The organism is Microbacterium sp. PA5, assembly GCF_049860775.1.
Lineage (GTDB): Bacteria > Actinomycetota > Actinomycetes > Actinomycetales > Microbacteriaceae > Microbacterium.
This window is the reverse complement of the sequence record NZ_CP187567.1, coordinates 47,175-62,698: the sequence shown is the minus strand read 5'-3', so window position 1 is coordinate 62,698 and position 15,524 is coordinate 47,175. Positions and strand designations below refer to the sequence as shown.

The window sequence follows — 15,524 nt, the reverse complement described above, 5'->3', positions numbered from 1 at the left end:
GACCCGACATGACCCGCACACTCCCCCTGCTCGCCGCGGCCGCCGCCGTGGCCGTCCTGCTGACCGGCTGCGCCGGCGGCACCACCGGCACCGCACCCGAGGCGGAGGGCGACGACCTCGGCACCCTCAAGGTCGGGGCGCTCCAGACGCCCGCCGGCGACATCCTGAAGCACGTCGCCGAGAACGGGGCGGCCGAGCTCGGCCTGACGATCGAGTTCGTCCCCTTCACCGACTACAACACGCCCAACACGGCGCTCGCCGACGGATCGATCGACGCCAACCTGTTCCAGAACGCCACGTTCCTGGAGAACTTCAACACCAACGCGGGCGCTGACCTGGTCAGCGTCGGCGAGGCGTACCTCCCGACCGCCGCCTTCTACTCGACGAAGATCTCGAGCCTCGACGAGCTCGAGGACGGCGCGTCGATCGCCATCCCCAACGATCCGACGAACGAGGGACGCGCCCTGAAGATGCTCGCCGCCGAGGGGCTCATCGAGGCCGCCGACGACGTCGTCGACCTCTCCGGGATCATCGCGAATCCGCGCGGCTTCCAGTTCCAGGAGATCGAGAACGCCACGCTGCCGCAGGCGCTGCCCGATGTCGACACCGCGTTCGTCACCATCAGCTTCGCGCTGCCCGCGGGGCTGACCGCCGAGCAGGCGATCCTCATCGAGGGCTCGGACAGCGACTACTACAACGTGCTCGCGACGCGTCCCGAGCTCGCGGACGACCCCCGCATCACCGCGCTGTACGACCTGCTCACCTCGCAGGAGACCGCCGACTACGAGCAGGAGACCTGGGGCGGCCTCGTCGTCCCCGTGACCGACTGACCCGCGTCCGCCGTCTCGCCGGCACCGGAACGAGGGTGCGTCCCGACGACGCCCGCGCGTCCGGTGCCGGCGAACGCGTCGGTGCCCTCGAACGCGTCGGTGCCGCCGTCACGCGGCCGATCGCGCCGCGGCGGCCTCAGTAGACTTGAGCGCATGTCGAAGGTCCTTCAGTCCCTGCCCGTCGGCGAGCGCGTCGGCATCGCCTTCTCGGGAGGCCTCGACACGTCCGTCGCGGTCGCCTGGATGCGCGACAAGGGCGCGGTGCCCTTCACCTACACCGGCGACCTCGGCCAGTACGACGAGGACGACATCGCGTCGATCCCCGGTCGTGCGCTCCAGTACGGCGCCGAGGCGTCGCGCCTGATCGACTGCAAGCCGCTGCTGGTCGAAGAGGGTCTCGTCGCGCTCGCGTGCGGGGCGTTCCACATCCGCTCCGGCGGCCGCACCTACTTCAACACGACGCCGATCGGCCGCGCCGTCACGGGCACCCTCCTCGTGCGCGCGATGAAGGAGGACGGCGTCGACATCTGGGGCGACGGCTCCACCTACAAGGGCAACGACATCGAGCGGTTCTACCGCTACGGCCTGCTCGCCAACCCCGCCCTGCGCATCTACAAGCCGTGGCTGGACGCCGATTTCGTCACCGAGCTCGGCGGACGCAAGGAGATGAGCGAGTGGCTCGTCGCCCACGACTTCCCGTACCGCGACTCGGTCGAGAAGGCCTACTCCACCGACGCGAACATCTGGGGCGCGACCCACGAGGCGAAGACGCTCGAGCACCTCGACGTGTCGCTCGAGATCGTCGACCCGATCATGGGCGTGCGCTTCTGGGATCCGGCGGTCGAGATCGAGACCGAGGACGTGTCCGTGACCTTCGAGGCGGGCCGGCCGGTGGCCATCAACGGCGTCGAGTTCGCGGATGCCGTGGCGCTCGTCCAGGAGGCGAACGCGATCGGCGGCCGTCACGGCCTCGGGATGAGCGACCAGATCGAGAACCGCATCATCGAGGCGAAGTCGCGCGGCATCTACGAGGCGCCGGGCATGGCGCTGCTGTTCATCGCCTACGAGCGCCTGGTCAACGGCATCCTCAACGAGGACACCCTCGCCACCTACCACGAGCAGGGTCGCCGCCTCGGTCGCCTCATGTACGAGGGCCGCTGGCTCGAGCCGCAGTCGTTCATGCTGCGCGAGTCGATCCAGCGCTGGGTCGGCTCCGCCGTGACCGGCACCGTGACCCTGCGGCTGCGGCGCGGCGAGGACTACACGATCCTCGACACCACGAGCCCCAACCTGTCGTACTCTCCCGAAAAGCTGTCGATGGAGCGGGTCGGCGACGCGGCCTTCGGCCCGGTGGATCGCATCGGACAGCTGACGATGCGCAACCTCGACATCGCCGACTCGCGCGCCCGGCTCGAGCAGTACGCCGGTCTCGGACTCATCGGCGGCGCGACCGCCGAACTCGTCGGCGAGCTCGCGACCGGGGGCTCGGCCGAGATCACCGGACACGCGCTCCCATACGACGCGAAGCGCGAGGAGCTCGCCGAGGCCGTCGACGAGGCCTCCGAGTCGGCGTCGTTCGACTTCGGCGCCGACTGACCGCCGCCCCGTTCGCCACCGCCGTTTCGTTTCGTCTCGCTCCGCGCCTCCCGGTCGTTGAGCGAGCGCCTCCCCGGTCGTTGAGCGAGCGCAGCGAGACGAAACGCCGTCAGTCGCCGGAGGTGCGGCGGTGACGGGCGCTCCAGCCGCGCACGGCGTCCACTCCACCCTCCGCGAAGGCGACGCGCTTGGCGTGACTCCATCCCTGCAGCCGCTTCTCCCATGCGAACGCCTCCTCGACGCGGGCGCACTCGCTCGACCAGAAGAGCTCGACCGGTCGTCGTCGCCTCGTGTACGCGGCACCCTCGCCGGCCTGGTGCTGTGCCAGCCGCCGCGCGAGGTCGCGCGTGCTCCCCACATAGAGCGTTGCGTCGGAGCAGAGCAGCATGTAGACGTGAGGCATCGGATGAGCGTACGGATGCGGTGAGGCATCCGCTCCGTTCCTCCACAGCCGTTTCCGTCTCGGGCGCTGCGCGCCCTCGCTCAACGACCGAGACCGTCACCCCCGGTCGTCGAGCGAGCGCAGCGAGACGAAACGCCCCCGCCAGCCTCCCGGTCGTTGAGCGAGCGCAGCGAGACGAAACGCCTCCGGCCCGCTGGGAGTTCGCCCAGATAACTTGCACACCGCTGTGCACGTTCGTACGCTGGAGGCATGAGCACGACCGCGCCGGCGCGTCGCCCGAGGAGGGATGCCGCGGCCAACCGGGCGGGCATCCTCTCGGCGGCGGCCACCACCATCGCCCACGACCCGCACGCGTCGATCGACACGATCGCGCGCGCCGCCGGGCTCTCCCGCCGCGCCCTCTACGGTCACTTCGACGACCGCGATGCGCTGCTCCACGAGCTCATCATGGCCGGCGCCCCGCGGTTCAACGCGATCGCCGCCACCGTCGACGAGTCCGACCCGGCCCCGGTCGCGCTGGCCCGCCTGACCTCCCGGCTGTGGACCGAGGCCGCGCACGTGCAGGTCGCGGCGGCGATCGCCCTCGACGAGACCCACCTGGAGAGCACCGCCGCCGCCCTGGCGCCGCTGCGCCGCACGGTCGCCGCGGTCGTGCGACGCGGACAGGACGACGGGACGATCCGCACCGATCTGACCGCCGCCACCGTCGCCCGCCTCGTGGAGGAGACGGCACGCACCGTCGTCACGCGCCTCGACGCCTCCTCCCCCGAAGCCGGGACTCTGGCCGTGCGCGCCGTCCTCTCGATCGCCGGGCTCTCATGGCGTGAGGCGGATGCCGTGCTCTCTTCCCTTCCGCCCTCCCCTCAGGAGCCCTGATGCTCGTCGCTCTCGCCGACGTCTCGAAGGGTCGGCGCGGTCTCGCGCTGCCTTCGACGTCGCTCGTCTACCGCTCCGGTCGCGCCACGCTCGCCATCGCCGAGACGGAGCAGCGTCCCACCGTGCTGGGCCTCATCGCCACCGGCCGGATGCGCCCCGACACCGGCACAGTCACGCTCGACGGCGTCTCGCGCCCTCGTGACCTCCGCCGCCGCGCCGCCCTCGTCGACGCCCCCGATGTCAGCGAGCCCGCCCCGAACATCGCCCTCGCCGGTGTCGTCGCCGAGGAGCTGATGTTCGCCGGGCTGCCCGCCGACCCGATCGCCGCCCGCCGCTGGCTCGACGAGCACGGCCTGCGCCACCTCTCGCGCGTGCCGATTGCCGACGTCGAGCCCGTGGACCGCCTCCGCGCGCTGCTCGAGCTCGCGGCACGGCGACCCGGCGTCGAGGCGCTCGTCCTCGTCTCCCCCGACCGCCATGGCGCCGAGCCGTCTCAGTGGTGGCCGCTGGCGGAGGAGTTCGCGGCCCGCGGCCTCGCCGTCCTCGTGATCGCCGGGCGCACCGCGGCCGCCGTGGTCGCCGAGACGGTCGGCGGCACCGAGCGGCGGCGTCGTCCGCGCGCGAGCGCCGTCCGGATCCGCGGCCGCCGCGGGCAGGTCGCGGGTCACCTCGCGGGAGGCGCCCGATGAAGATCCCCGCCCTCCTGTCCGCCGAGCTCCGCCGCCTCACCGCGACCCGGATGTCGGTCATCGCGCTCATCGCGCTCATGCTCGTCCCCGTCCTCTACGGCGGCCTCTACCTGTGGGCGAACCAGGACCCGTACGGGAAGTTCGCCGACGTGCCGGTGGCGCTCGTCGACCTCGACGAGGGCGTCCCGGCGTCGGGCGATCAGGACGCCGCCGACTACGGTGCGCGCGTGGCCGATCAGCTGCTCGACGGCCAGGCGTTCGACTGGCGCCTCCTCGGCGCCGACGCCGCAGCCCAGGCGCTCCGGAACGGCGAGGTGGACTTCACGGTGACCCTCCCCGCGGACTTCTCCGAAGCGCTCACGAGCGCGGCCGGCGAGCATCCCCATCAGGCCTCGCTGGTGCTGGCGACCAATGACGCCAACAACTACCTGGCGTCGTCGATCGGCACGCAGGCCGTCGAGAAGATCCGCCGCTCCGTCGCCGAGCTGGTGGCCGAGGAGGCGGCCGGCCGCCTGCTCGACGGCGTCGCCGACATCCGCGCGCAGCTGGTCACCGCCACCGACGGCGCCACCAGGCTGGCGGCGGGAGCGGCCGACGCGGCCTCCGGCGCGACGCGGCTCGCGGAGGGAACCGCCTCGCTGTCGGAGGGAGCCGGACATCTCGCCGACGGGGCGGCCGACCTCTCGGACGGCGCGGACACGCTCGCGGACGGGTCGGCGCAGGTCGCCGGCGGCGCGGCTCGCGTCGCCGCGGGAGCGCAGCAGGTCGCCGACGGCACCGCCACGCTCGCGGGGTACGCGGACCGGGCGGGAGACGCCGTCGCGCACGCGGCCGCGCTGCTCCCGGACGCCCGGGCCGACATCGCCCGCGTGCTCGCGGACCACGGCCTGTCGGATGACGAGGTCGCCGCCGTGCTCGCCGAGCTCGACCCGGTCGGCGAGGCGCTCGCGTCGGGCGGCGACCGTGTCGCCGCCGCCGTGGGACAGGTGGACCGCCTCGCCGCGGGGGCCGCGACGGTGTCGGAGGGCGCCGACCAGGTCGCCGCCGGTGCCGCCCGCGCCTCCGACGGCGCGAAGACGCTCTCGGCCGGAGCAGGACGGCTGGCGTCGGGCTCGGCCGACCTCGCCGCCGGCGCCACGCGGGTCGACGACGGGGCGGACTCCCTCCGGGCGGGACTCACCACCCTGCGAGACGGCGCGGCAGAGCTCCGCGAGGGACTCTCCGACGGGGTCGCGGCGATCCCCGACAGCTCCGCCGCGCTGCGGGCGGCGCAGGCCGAGACGATCGCCGATCCGGTCGCGGTCGACACGAGCACCACCGCGCACGCCTCGGACTACGGCGCGGGCCTGGCGCCCTTCTTCGCGGCCCTCGCGGCATGGATCGGCATCTACGCGCTCTTCCTCATCGTGAAGCCCGTCTCGCGCCGGGCCGTCACGGCACTGCGGTCGCCGATCCGGGTCACGATCGCCGGCTGGCTCACCCCCGCGCTCCTCGGCGCCGTGGGCATGGTCGTGCTCTTCGGTGTGCTGTCGATCGCCCTGGGGTTCGGCTTCGCGCACCCGCTCGGGACCCTCGGCATCCTCATCCTCGCCTCGTTCACCTACGCGGCGATCATCCTGGCGCTGAACGTCTGGCTCGGCTCGGTCGGCCAGTTCGTCGGGCTCGTGCTGATGGTCCTGCAGCTCGTGACCGCCGGCGGCACCTTCCCGTGGCAGACCCTGCCGGCCCCGCTCGCCGCGCTGCACCACGTGCTCCCGATGGGCTACGTCGTGGACGCCATGCGCCAGCTGATGTACGGCGGCGCGATCGACCGGGTCGCCGGCGACGTCGGCGTGCTCCTCCTCTGGATGGGAGCGGCTCTCGCCGTCGCTGCGATCGGCGTCACGCGCATGACGCACCGCCGCACGCTCCGCGACCTGCAGCCGAGCCTCATCGGCTGAGTTCGACGTCTGATCCGGCAGGCGAAAGCCCCGTGACACCGAGTCTCACCCTCCGGGTACGATGCCAGAGACGGCCGCGCCGCTGGGGCGTGCGGCCGGGTCGCGACCCGAAGCGACGAAGCCGATGCCCCGGAGGAGCTCTCGACGCCGATGTCCGACGCCTCACACGCGCTTGCACCCACCGATCCGACGGCGTCCGCGCCCCCCGCGCCGCGGCGGCGGATCGGCCGCCTCATCGGACGATGGGCCTTCGGCGTGGTGGCGGGGATCACCGTCCTCGCCCTGATCGCGGCCGGCATCGTGCTGTGGCACGTGCAGCGCTCGTTCCCGCAGCTGGAGGGCGAGATCGCGCTGCCCGGCCTGGAGGCCGAGGTGACGGTGCTGCGCGACGACCTCGGCGTCCCCACGATCGTCGCCGACACGTCGGAGGACCTGTTCTTCGCGCAGGGCTTCGTCCACGCACAGGACCGCTTCTGGGAGATGGACTTCCGCCGCCACGTGACCGCGGGCCGGCTCTCGGAGCTGTTCGGCGCTTCGCAGCTGGGCACCGACCGCTTCCTGCGCACCCTCGGCTGGCACGAGATCGCCGCGCAGGAGGTCGACGCGCTGGACGATCGCGAGCGCGGCTACTACGACGCGTACGCGGCCGGGGTGAACGCGTATCTCGCCGACCACCAGGGCAGCGCCGCCTCACTCGAGTACGCGGTGCTGGGCCTGCAGAACCCCGACTACGAGATCGAGCCGTGGACGGCGGTCGACTCGGTCGCCTGGCTGAAGGCGATGGCCTGGGACCTCCGCGGCAACATCGAGGACGAGACCGCCCGCGCGCTCCTGGCCCAGACCCACACGCCCGAGCAGATCGCCGAGCTGTATCCCGGCTACCCGTACGACACCAACCCGGTCATCGTGCCCGTCATCACCGGACCGCCCGCCGGCGGCGGCAACGAGGAGCCCGGCGCCGACACGGCCTCGCTCCGCGTCGACTGGACCGAGGTCGGCGACGTCGTCGAGGCGGCGAGCGCGCTGCTCGGCGGCACCGGCGAGGGGATCGGCTCGAACTCGTGGGTGGTGTCGGGAGCACTGACCGAGAGCGGCATGCCGCTGCTGTCCAACGATCCCCACCTCGGCGCGTCGATGCCGAGCGTCTGGCACCAGATCGGGCTGCGCTGCCGCGTCGTCACCGAGGACTGCGCCTTCGACGTGGCCGGATTCGGCTTCTCGGGGATGCCAGGCGTCATCATCGGCCACAACGCCGAGGTGGCGTGGGGCTTCACGAACCTCACCACCGATGTGACCGACCTCTACCTCGAGAGGATCGAGGGCGACCAGTACTGGCGCGACGGGGAGCTCGTGCCGCTGGAGGTGCGCACCGAGACGATCGAGATCGCCGGGGGCGCGTCGGAGGAGCTCGAGATCCGCTCGACGGTGCACGGCCCGATCGTCTCGGGACTCACCGGCGACTTCACCGCGATCGCGGACGACCCCTACACGGGCGAGACGGATGCCGTCACCGCTCCGTCGGACGCCCCCGGCACCGGCGAGTACGCCGTGTCGCTGCAGTGGACGGCGCTCGAGCCGGGCACCACCGCCCAGGCGATCTTCGCGCTCAACACCGCGGCCGACATCGAGGACTTCCGCACCGCCGCGTCGCTCTTCGACGTGCCGGCGCAGAACCTCGTCTACGCGGACGTGCGCGGCAACATCGGCTACCAGACGCCCGGCCGCCTGCCGATCCGCGGCGCCGGCGACGGCTCGATGCCGCAGCCGGGCTGGGACTCCGCGTACGACTGGCGCGGCTTCATCCCGTTCGAGGAGCTGCCGATGTCCTACAACCCCGAGAGCGGCTACATCGTCACGGCCAACAACGCCATCGTCGACGAGGACTACCCCTACTTCCTCACGAACGACTGGGACTACGGCTGGCGCGCCGCACGCATCGTCCACCTGATCGAGCGGGCGGCGGCGAGCGCGAAGCTCACCGCCGACGACATGACCGCGATCCAGGCCGACGACGAGTTCTGGATCGGCAAGCGGATCACGGCCGCGCTGGCCGGCGTCGAGGTCGACGGAGCGGGCGCGCAGGCGGCCGTCGCGCTGCTGGAGCAGTGGGACGCGCAGAACGCCGCCGACAGTGCCGCGGCCGCGTACGCCAACGTCCTGTGGGACGAGCTCGCGCAGAACCTGTTCTCGCGGCGGGAGGCTCCGGCATCCCTCGCCGGTCAGGGCCGGCTGTTCCTCGTCGTCGACCGGCTGCTGGATGACCCGGACTCCTCGTGGTGGGTCAACGCCGACATCGGCGTCTCGGGTCAGCGCGAGATGCTCGCCCGCAGCGCGGAGGATGCGTACGACCGGCTCGTCGAGCTGCAGGGCGACAACCCGGCGCGCTGGAACTGGGGCTCGCTCCACGCGCTCACCCTCACCAACGAGTCCTTCGGCGAGAGCGGCATCGCCCCGATCGAGGCGCTGTTCAACCGCGGCCCGTTCCCGGTGGGCGGCGGGACGTCGGTGGTGGACGCCACGGGCTGGGCGCTCGGCGACGGGTTCGCGACCTCGACGGTGCCCTCGATGCGGATGACGGTCGACCTCGCCGACCTCGACGCATCGCGGTGGAACCACCTGACCGGGGCCAGCGGCCACGCCTTCCACCCGAACTACGCCGACCAGTTCGAGGCGTGGCAGCAGAAGCGGCAGACGCCGTGGCCGTTCTCGCGCGACGCCGTGGAATCCGCCGCCACCCACATCCTGACCCTCACCCCCTGAGGCGCCACCCCCCCGGCTGGCGCCGAGCCGACACGCTCCGCGCGAGCCGACACGTTGCGAGCGCGCAGAAGCGTGTCGGCTCGCACGCGACGTGTCGGCTCGGCGGAATGAGCGCGAGCGCGAGCGAGGGGCGCGGGGGGCGGGGGGCGAGGGCGAGGGTCAGCCGCCGGCGGCGGGAGGGGTGCGCTTGTCGTCGGCAAGCTCGTCGACCACCAGTGAGCGCTCGTCGATCGTGCCGTTGCGGTACGCCTGGCGACCCACCATGTGCGCCGACAGCGGCGCGGTGGCCAGCTGGATGAGCATGATGGGCACGAGGAAGGCCGTCACCGCCCACGACTCCAGCGCCAGCGCGATCGCGATGCAGATGAGGAGGAGTCCCAGCACCTGGGGCTTCGTCGCCGCGTGCAGGCGGGTGGGCACGTCGCGGAACCGCAGCAGGCCGATGGCCGCGGTCAGGCAGAGCAGCGCGCCGATGAGGATCAGCACCAGCACGGCGATCTCGCGCACCTCGTTCATCGCGTCACCCCGTCGCGCCGGGCCACGAAGCGGGCGATCGAGATCGATCCGAACACGCCCACCGCGGCGACGATCAGCAGCAGCGGCAGGGTGCGGGTGTGGTGGTTCAGCGCCATCTCGGCCCCGAGCACGCACATGATGAGCGTCAGCAGCACATCGGATGCGACGGCGCGGTCGAGGATCGAGGGTCCGACGATGATCCGCCACACCGTCAGCAGAGCCGAGACGGCGAAGACGATGTAGACGACGGCCAGCAGCACGCTCATCCGGCGAACCTCCTCTCGCCCACGCGGGAATCCAGCGCCTGCCGCATGGCCTCCACCTGGGCGCGCGAGCCGACGGCGCGGACGATCCGCTCCTCCCAGTGCTGCACGGACCGCCGCTGCGCCTCGACCTGCGAGGCATCGCGCACGCCGATCACGTGCAGGTAGAGGATGCGGCGGTCGCGATCGATGTCGACGATCAGGGAGCCCGGGATGAGGGATGCCGTGACGCCGACGTGCGTCATGATCAGGTCGTCGTCGGTGACCAGCGGCACCGCGATGATCGCGGTGCCCGGCTGACGCCGCAGGTCGAGCACCTGCCACGCGACGGTCAGCGACCCGCGCACGAGCGAGAGCACGAACTCGAGCCCGAACACGAGTCCCCACCAGAGGTTCACGCGGCCCGACAGCTCCACCGGCGGCAGGCGGAACACGCGTGTCACGACGACCGCGACCGCCAGGCCCGTGAGGAAGGACAGCACCGTGAACTGCCCCCACAGGAGCATCCACAGCGCGATCAGCCAGATGAAGAACGGCAGCTGCCGCCAGACGGTGACGGCCACGGCCTTCGGGGTCAGCGACTGCGGGGTCATGGCGCCTCCTCCGCGATCTCGACGAGGATCACCGGATCCTGCAGCGCCTCCCCGATGCTCGCGCACAGCTGGTAGAGCGGCCCGGCGAAGACGGTCAGGGCGACGGTGACGGCGACCATGCCGGCGGTGGCCAGGGTCATGATGCGCGGGATGACGCGCCGCTCGGTCGTGGTCGTCGCCGCGGGCGCTCCGCCGAGGTACGAGATGCGGTCGGGGGCGTCGCCCTCGTCGCCCTGCTCCTCGTCCTCGCGCCAGAACGACAGGTTCCACGCGCGCATGAGGGCGTAGAGCGTGAGAAGCGAGGTGACGATGCCCCCGACGATCAGCGCGTACATGAGCGGCGTGCCGACCTGCGCGGCAGCGTCGAACAGTGCGAACTTGCCGATGAAGCCCGAGAACGGCGGGAGGCCGCCGAGGTTGATCGCGGGGATGAAGTAGAGCACCGCGATCACGGGCGCGGCGCGCATGAGTCCCTTGACCTTGAGGATCGACGTCGATCCGGCGCGGCGCTCGACCAGTCCCACGGCCAGGAACAGGGTCGTCTGCACCACGATGTGGTGGATCATGTAGTAGATCGTGGCGCCGAGGGCCGCCGGGGTCGCCACCGCGAGCCCGAACACCATGTAGCCGATGTGGCTGACGAGGGTGAACGACAGGATGCGTTTGAGCTCCGCCTGCGCGACGGCGCCGAGCACGCCGACGATCATGGTCGCGAGCGCCACGATCAGCAGCAGCGTGTTGACGTCGTTGTCGCGGAAGATCTGCGTCTCGGTGCGGATCATCGCGTAGACGCCGACCTTGGTCAGCAGTCCCGCGAAGACCGCCGTGACCGGCGCGGGCGCCGTCGGGTACGAGTCGGGCAGCCAGAACGACAGCGGGAAGACCGCGGCCTTGATGCTGAAGGCCAGCAGCAGCATGAGGTGGAGCACGAGCTGCACGTCCTGCGGCAGCTCCGACATCCGCTCGGCCAGCTGCGCCATGTTGACGGTGCCGAGCGCGCCGTAGATCGCGGCGATGGCCGCGAGGAAGAGGATCGAGGACACGAGCGAGACGACGATGTAGACCACGCCGGTGCGGATGCGGGACTCCGTCGACCCCAGTGTGATGAGGACGTACGAGGCGACCAGCAGGATCTCGAAGCCGACGTAGAGGTTGAAGAGGTCTCCGGCGATGAACGCGTTGAAGATGCCACCCGCGAGGATGAGGTACGACGGGTGGAAGATCGTGACGGGCGTCTCGTCGTCGCCGTCGGCCGCTCCCTGCCCGACCGAGAAGAGCAGGACGGCGAGCAGGACGATGCTGGAGACGACGACGAGCAGCGCCGACAGCCGGTCGACGTAGAGGACGATGCCGAACGGGATCGGCCAGCCGCCGACCGACACGGCGATCGCCTTGCCCGACGAGTCCACCGCGTACAGCAGCACGGCGGCGATCGCGAGGACCAGCGTCAGGGTGATCGTCGAGACGCCGACCTGCACCTTGCGCTGGCGTCCGAAGATGAGCGCGATCGCCGCGCCCAGCAGGGGCAGCGCCACCAGCAGCGGGACGAGGGCGCTCATCGGTCGTCTCCGCTCGTCGGGTTCCGCGGCGAATCGGTCGGGGCGTCGTCGCGGATGGCGTCGAGGTCGCGGTGGTGCAGCACGACGATCGGGGCCGTGTCGGTGCCGATGAAGTCGGTGGTCGCGTCGTCGTCCTCGTCGGTGATCTCGTCGCCCATCGTGTCCTGGTCCTCGGCGTCGCGTTCGCGCAGCGCCAGGTCGGCCTCGTCGTCCTCGACCGTGTCGGCCTGTCCCAGCTGCCAGGAGCGGTAGATGAGCGCGAGGAGGAACGCCGACACCGCGAAGGTGATGACGATCGCGGTGAGGGTGAGGGCCTGCGGCAGCGGGTCGCTCATCTCGTCCGGCGAGTCGGCGGCGCCGAAGAACGGGGCGACGCCCGGCTCTCCCATGACCACGAGCAGGAACAGGTTGGCCGCGTTCCCCAGCAGCAGGAAGCCGATGAGCACGCGGGTGAGGCTGCGCTCGAGCATCGCGTAGACGCCGGCGGCGAAGAGGGCGCCCATGATGACGATGAGGATGAGGGAGGCGGTCACGACACGACCACCCCCCGCTCGCGCAGCTCCTGCGCCTGGCGGTCGACCTCGCCGCCGAGGGAGCGGAGCACGTCGAGGACGAGCCCGACGACGACCAGGTAGACGCCGACGTCGAACAGTGTCGAGGTGACAAACTCGACGTGCCCCAGGACCGGGATGTCCGCCTCCCAGAACGTGCTCGTGAGGGGCGCCGCGCCGAACAGCAGCGGCACGACGGCGCACGCGACGGCGAGCGTCATCCCCGCCCCGAGCAGGCGCCCGGCATCCGTCGGCGCGGCAGCGCCCAGCTCGTAGCGACCGCCCGCGACGTAGCGCATGACGAGCGCCATCCCGGCCACCAGACCGCCGGCGAAGCCGCCGCCGGGCAGGTTGTGCCCGGCGAACAGCAGGTAGATCGAGACGACGATGATCGTGTGGAAGAGGATCCGGACGATCACCTCGAGCATGATCGCCCGGTTCTCGGGACGCACGCGCTGTCCGCCGACGAGCCAGGCCTGACGGGTGCTCCCCGGCGCCGAGGCCCGCGGGCGCGGTCCGTCGACCGTCTCGATGAGGGGACGGCGGGTGCGGGTGGCCCCCGTCGGCAGCGACGAGATGGTGCGCGAGAGCAGATCGGAGCGGTGGGTGACGAAGACGAGGGAGGCCACGCCGGTCGCCGCGAGGATCAGCACCGACAGCTCGCCCATCGTGTCCCAGCCGCGCAGGTCGACGAGCGCGACGTTGACGACGTTCTTGCCGTGCCCGAGCTCGTAGGCGAGCTCCGGGAAGCGCTGCGAGATCGGCTCGGCCACGCGCGCGCCGGTCGCGACGATCGCGATGAGCGCCATGGTCGCGCCGACCGCGACGGCGATGACCGCGCGGGCGACCGGCAGCACCGACGCGTTGTGCTCGCCCAGCCGCGCGGGAATGCGGCGCAGCACCAGGGCGAACGCGACCAGGGTCACCGTCTCGACGAGGATCTGGGTGAGAGCGAGGTCGGGCGCACCACTGGTGGCGAACAGCAGGACCATGCCGAGGCCCGTGACCGACACGAGCACGACGCCGGTGTAGCGCTTGCGCGCCCGCACCGCGACGAAGCCGGCGAGGATCATGATCGGCGCCACGACGAGCTGCATCGGCGTCTGCCATGCCTCGAGGCTGATCTGCCAGGAGGGGCTCGCGAGCAGCGCCGTGCCCTCGGCCGCCACGAAGACGACGAAGATCGTGCCGACGTACACCGGCAGCGAGCCGCGCTGCGTGAAGGTCGTGGTCCACACCGCGACCTTCGCGATGCCGCGCAGCACGGCGTTGTAGCCGTCGGCGGCGGTGAAGGGGAGCACGCGCGAGTGCCACCGCGTGCGCTGCACGAGCCAGAAGAGGGCGGCGCCGGCGGCGATGGAGCCGAGCGACAGGAACAGGGCCGGCTCGAGCCCGTGCCAGAGGGCGAGGTGGTACGGATACGCGTCGCCCGCCTCGGGCATGGTGTCGGCGTAGCCGGCCAGCGCGGCGTCGAGCAACGGCGAGGCGATGCCGGCGACCACCGTGAGCCCGCTCAGCAGCACCGGCGCCGCCAGGAAGCCGAGCGGCGGATCGGGCCAGGGCGTGGCGGGCATCCGATCGCCGGCGGCGTCCTTCTTCGTCCAGAAGGCTCCCCAGACGAAGCGGATGCCGTAGGCGGTGGTCAGCACGGAGCCGAGCACGATGCCGATGAGCGGGGCCAGGGCCAGCGGGGCGGCGCCGCCTTCCAGGAGCGCGGTGAGCGTGGCCTCCTTCGCGACGAACCCGACCGTCGGGGCGACGCCGACCATCGAGGCCACGGCGATGATCGAGAACGCCGCGAGCGTCGGGGCCTGGCGGCCGACCCCCGACAGCTCGCCGACGTCTCGGGTGTTGAGCTGACGGTCGATGACGCCGACGACGAGGAAGAGCGCGGACTTGAACAGCGCATGGCCGACGAGGAGGGCGAGGCCGGCCAGCGCCGTGTTGCGCTCGCCGTAGCCGAGGACCACGGTGAGCATGCCCAGCTGGCTCACCGTCCCGAAGGCGAGCACGCGCTTGAGGTCCGATTCGCGCAGTGCCTGGATGCCTCCGAGGAGCATCGTGAACAGGCCGAGCGAGAGGATGATCGGCCGCCACGGCTCACTGTCGGCGAACGCCGGCGCCAGGCGGGCGATGAGGTAGATGCCCGCCTTCACCATCGCGGCCGCGTGCAGGTAGGCGCTCACGGGCGTGGGCGCCGCCATCGCGCCGGGCAGCCAGAAGTGGAAGGGGAAGATCGCGGACTTGCTGAGCGCGCCCACCAGCAGGCACACGATCGCGATGTTCAGGAGCAGGCCCTGGTCGGCGCCGTGGGCCACGCCGACGGGCGGCGCCGCCGACAGGATCTCGGTGAGACTCGTGGTGCCGTAGAGGACGACGACCATCACCGCGCCGACGAACATCACGAGCCCGCCGAGCGTCGTCACCAGCAGCGCCTGCAGAGCGGCACGGCGGCTCGCGCCGCGCGCGTGGTAGAAGCCGATCAGCAGGTACGACAGGACGCTCGTGACCTCCCACAGCATGACGAGCACGATGAGGTCGTCGGTGAGCACGAGGCCGTACATGGCCCCGGCGAAGGCGAGGAGGACCGCCGAGAAGAGCCCGACGCCGTCCTTCTTGCCGTCGAAGTACCAGCGGCAGTAGACCATCACGAGCGCGCCGACGCCGGTGACGATGAGCGTCATGATCCACCCGAGGGTGTCCATCTTCATGGACAGATCGATGCCCAGCGACGGGATCCACGCGAACGACTCGAACGGCGCCTCGCCCGCGAAGACGGCCGGGGCCTGCAGGACGGCGTGGGCGAACGCGGCGATCGGCACGACCGCGCCGACGAAGAACGCCCTCGACCCGATCCGCCCCACCAGCCACGGCAGCGCCAGCGGTATCACCGCGAACGCAGCCAGGAGCAGGAGCAATCTGGCCTCCAGACGGGTTCGCGGGGGTCG

At 71.7% G+C, this 15,524-nt stretch carries 13 protein-coding genes; 6 read left to right on the top strand and 7 right to left on the bottom strand.

All coding sequences use genetic code 11. The features are described from left to right. Positions 1-8 precede the first annotated feature (8 nt). Together ACPWUT_RS00300 and argG are read left to right on the top strand one after the other, a co-directional pair. Positions 9-830: a MetQ/NlpA family ABC transporter substrate-binding protein gene (locus ACPWUT_RS00300; protein WP_284528489.1), complete on the top strand. Its 822-nt coding sequence runs from the start codon at positions 9-11 to the stop codon at positions 828-830. A 153-nt stretch (positions 831-983) separates the two neighbouring features. Beyond that, positions 984-2,426 (top strand): argininosuccinate synthase, encoded by a 1,443-nt coding sequence (gene argG / locus ACPWUT_RS00295; RefSeq protein WP_425839393.1) that lies wholly within the window; start codon positions 984-986, stop codon positions 2,424-2,426. Between the two features lie 109 nt (positions 2,427-2,535). Here the strand turns inward: argG and ACPWUT_RS00290 are convergent, their stop codons facing one another. Continuing rightward, entirely contained in the window at positions 2,536-2,829 is a 294-nt protein-coding gene (locus tag ACPWUT_RS00290; RefSeq protein WP_284528487.1) for a GIY-YIG nuclease family protein, read from the bottom strand. Between the two features lie 249 nt (positions 2,830-3,078). On the opposite strand from ACPWUT_RS00290, the gene ACPWUT_RS00285 reads away from it, so the two are divergent. The 4 genes from ACPWUT_RS00285 (at position 3,079) to ACPWUT_RS00270 (ending at position 9,094) form a co-directional block, all read left to right on the top strand. Continuing rightward, the gene (locus ACPWUT_RS00285; RefSeq protein WP_425839390.1) at positions 3,079-3,705 is read left to right on the top strand and encodes a TetR/AcrR family transcriptional regulator; all 627 of its coding nucleotides are present in this window, start codon (positions 3,079-3,081) and stop codon (positions 3,703-3,705) included. Further along, a complete protein-coding gene (locus ACPWUT_RS00280; RefSeq protein WP_425839387.1) occupies positions 3,705-4,394 on the top strand; it encodes a hypothetical protein in 690 nt (229 codons plus the stop codon). The genes ACPWUT_RS00285 and ACPWUT_RS00280 overlap by 1 nt, the downstream gene beginning before the upstream one ends. Further along, positions 4,391-6,334: a YhgE/Pip family protein gene (locus ACPWUT_RS00275; RefSeq protein WP_425839384.1), complete on the top strand. Its 1,944-nt coding sequence runs from the start codon at positions 4,391-4,393 to the stop codon at positions 6,332-6,334. Before ACPWUT_RS00280 ends, ACPWUT_RS00275 begins: the two co-directional genes overlap by 4 nt. 150 nt (positions 6,335-6,484) lie before the next feature. Beyond that, entirely contained in the window at positions 6,485-9,094 is a 2,610-nt protein-coding gene (locus ACPWUT_RS00270) for a penicillin acylase family protein (RefSeq protein WP_425839381.1), read from the top strand. Between the two features lie 159 nt (positions 9,095-9,253). Here ACPWUT_RS00270 and mnhG read toward each other — a convergent pair whose 3' ends face one another. From mnhG to ACPWUT_RS00240, 6 genes are read right to left on the bottom strand one after another with little or no spacing between them, the layout of a single operon-like run. Then, a complete protein-coding gene (gene mnhG / locus ACPWUT_RS00265; protein WP_284528482.1) occupies positions 9,254-9,610 on the bottom strand; it encodes a monovalent cation/H(+) antiporter subunit G in 357 nt (118 codons plus the stop codon). Beyond that, on the bottom strand, positions 9,607-9,876 hold the full coding sequence (locus ACPWUT_RS00260; RefSeq protein WP_284528481.1) for a monovalent cation/H+ antiporter complex subunit F: 270 nt from the start codon (positions 9,874-9,876) through the stop codon (positions 9,607-9,609). The genes mnhG and ACPWUT_RS00260 overlap by 4 nt, the downstream gene beginning before the upstream one ends. Continuing rightward, a complete protein-coding gene (locus tag ACPWUT_RS00255; RefSeq protein ID WP_284528480.1) occupies positions 9,873-10,466 on the bottom strand; it encodes a Na+/H+ antiporter subunit E in 594 nt (197 codons plus the stop codon). Before ACPWUT_RS00255 ends, ACPWUT_RS00260 begins: the two co-directional genes overlap by 4 nt. After that, positions 10,463-12,025 carry a Na+/H+ antiporter subunit D gene (locus ACPWUT_RS00250; RefSeq protein ID WP_284528479.1) on the bottom strand — a complete coding sequence of 521 codons (1,563 nt, stop codon included), beginning with the start codon at positions 12,023-12,025 and terminating at the stop codon, positions 10,463-10,465. The genes ACPWUT_RS00255 and ACPWUT_RS00250 overlap by 4 nt, the downstream gene beginning before the upstream one ends. Further along, a complete protein-coding gene (locus ACPWUT_RS00245; protein WP_284528478.1) occupies positions 12,022-12,558 on the bottom strand; it encodes a Na(+)/H(+) antiporter subunit C in 537 nt (178 codons plus the stop codon). The genes ACPWUT_RS00250 and ACPWUT_RS00245 overlap by 4 nt, the downstream gene beginning before the upstream one ends. Continuing rightward, positions 12,555-15,494, bottom strand: a complete 2,940-nt coding sequence (locus ACPWUT_RS00240; RefSeq protein WP_425839375.1) for a Na+/H+ antiporter subunit A — start codon at positions 15,492-15,494, stop codon at positions 12,555-12,557. Before ACPWUT_RS00240 ends, ACPWUT_RS00245 begins: the two co-directional genes overlap by 4 nt. Positions 15,495-15,524: the final 30 nt, after the last annotated feature.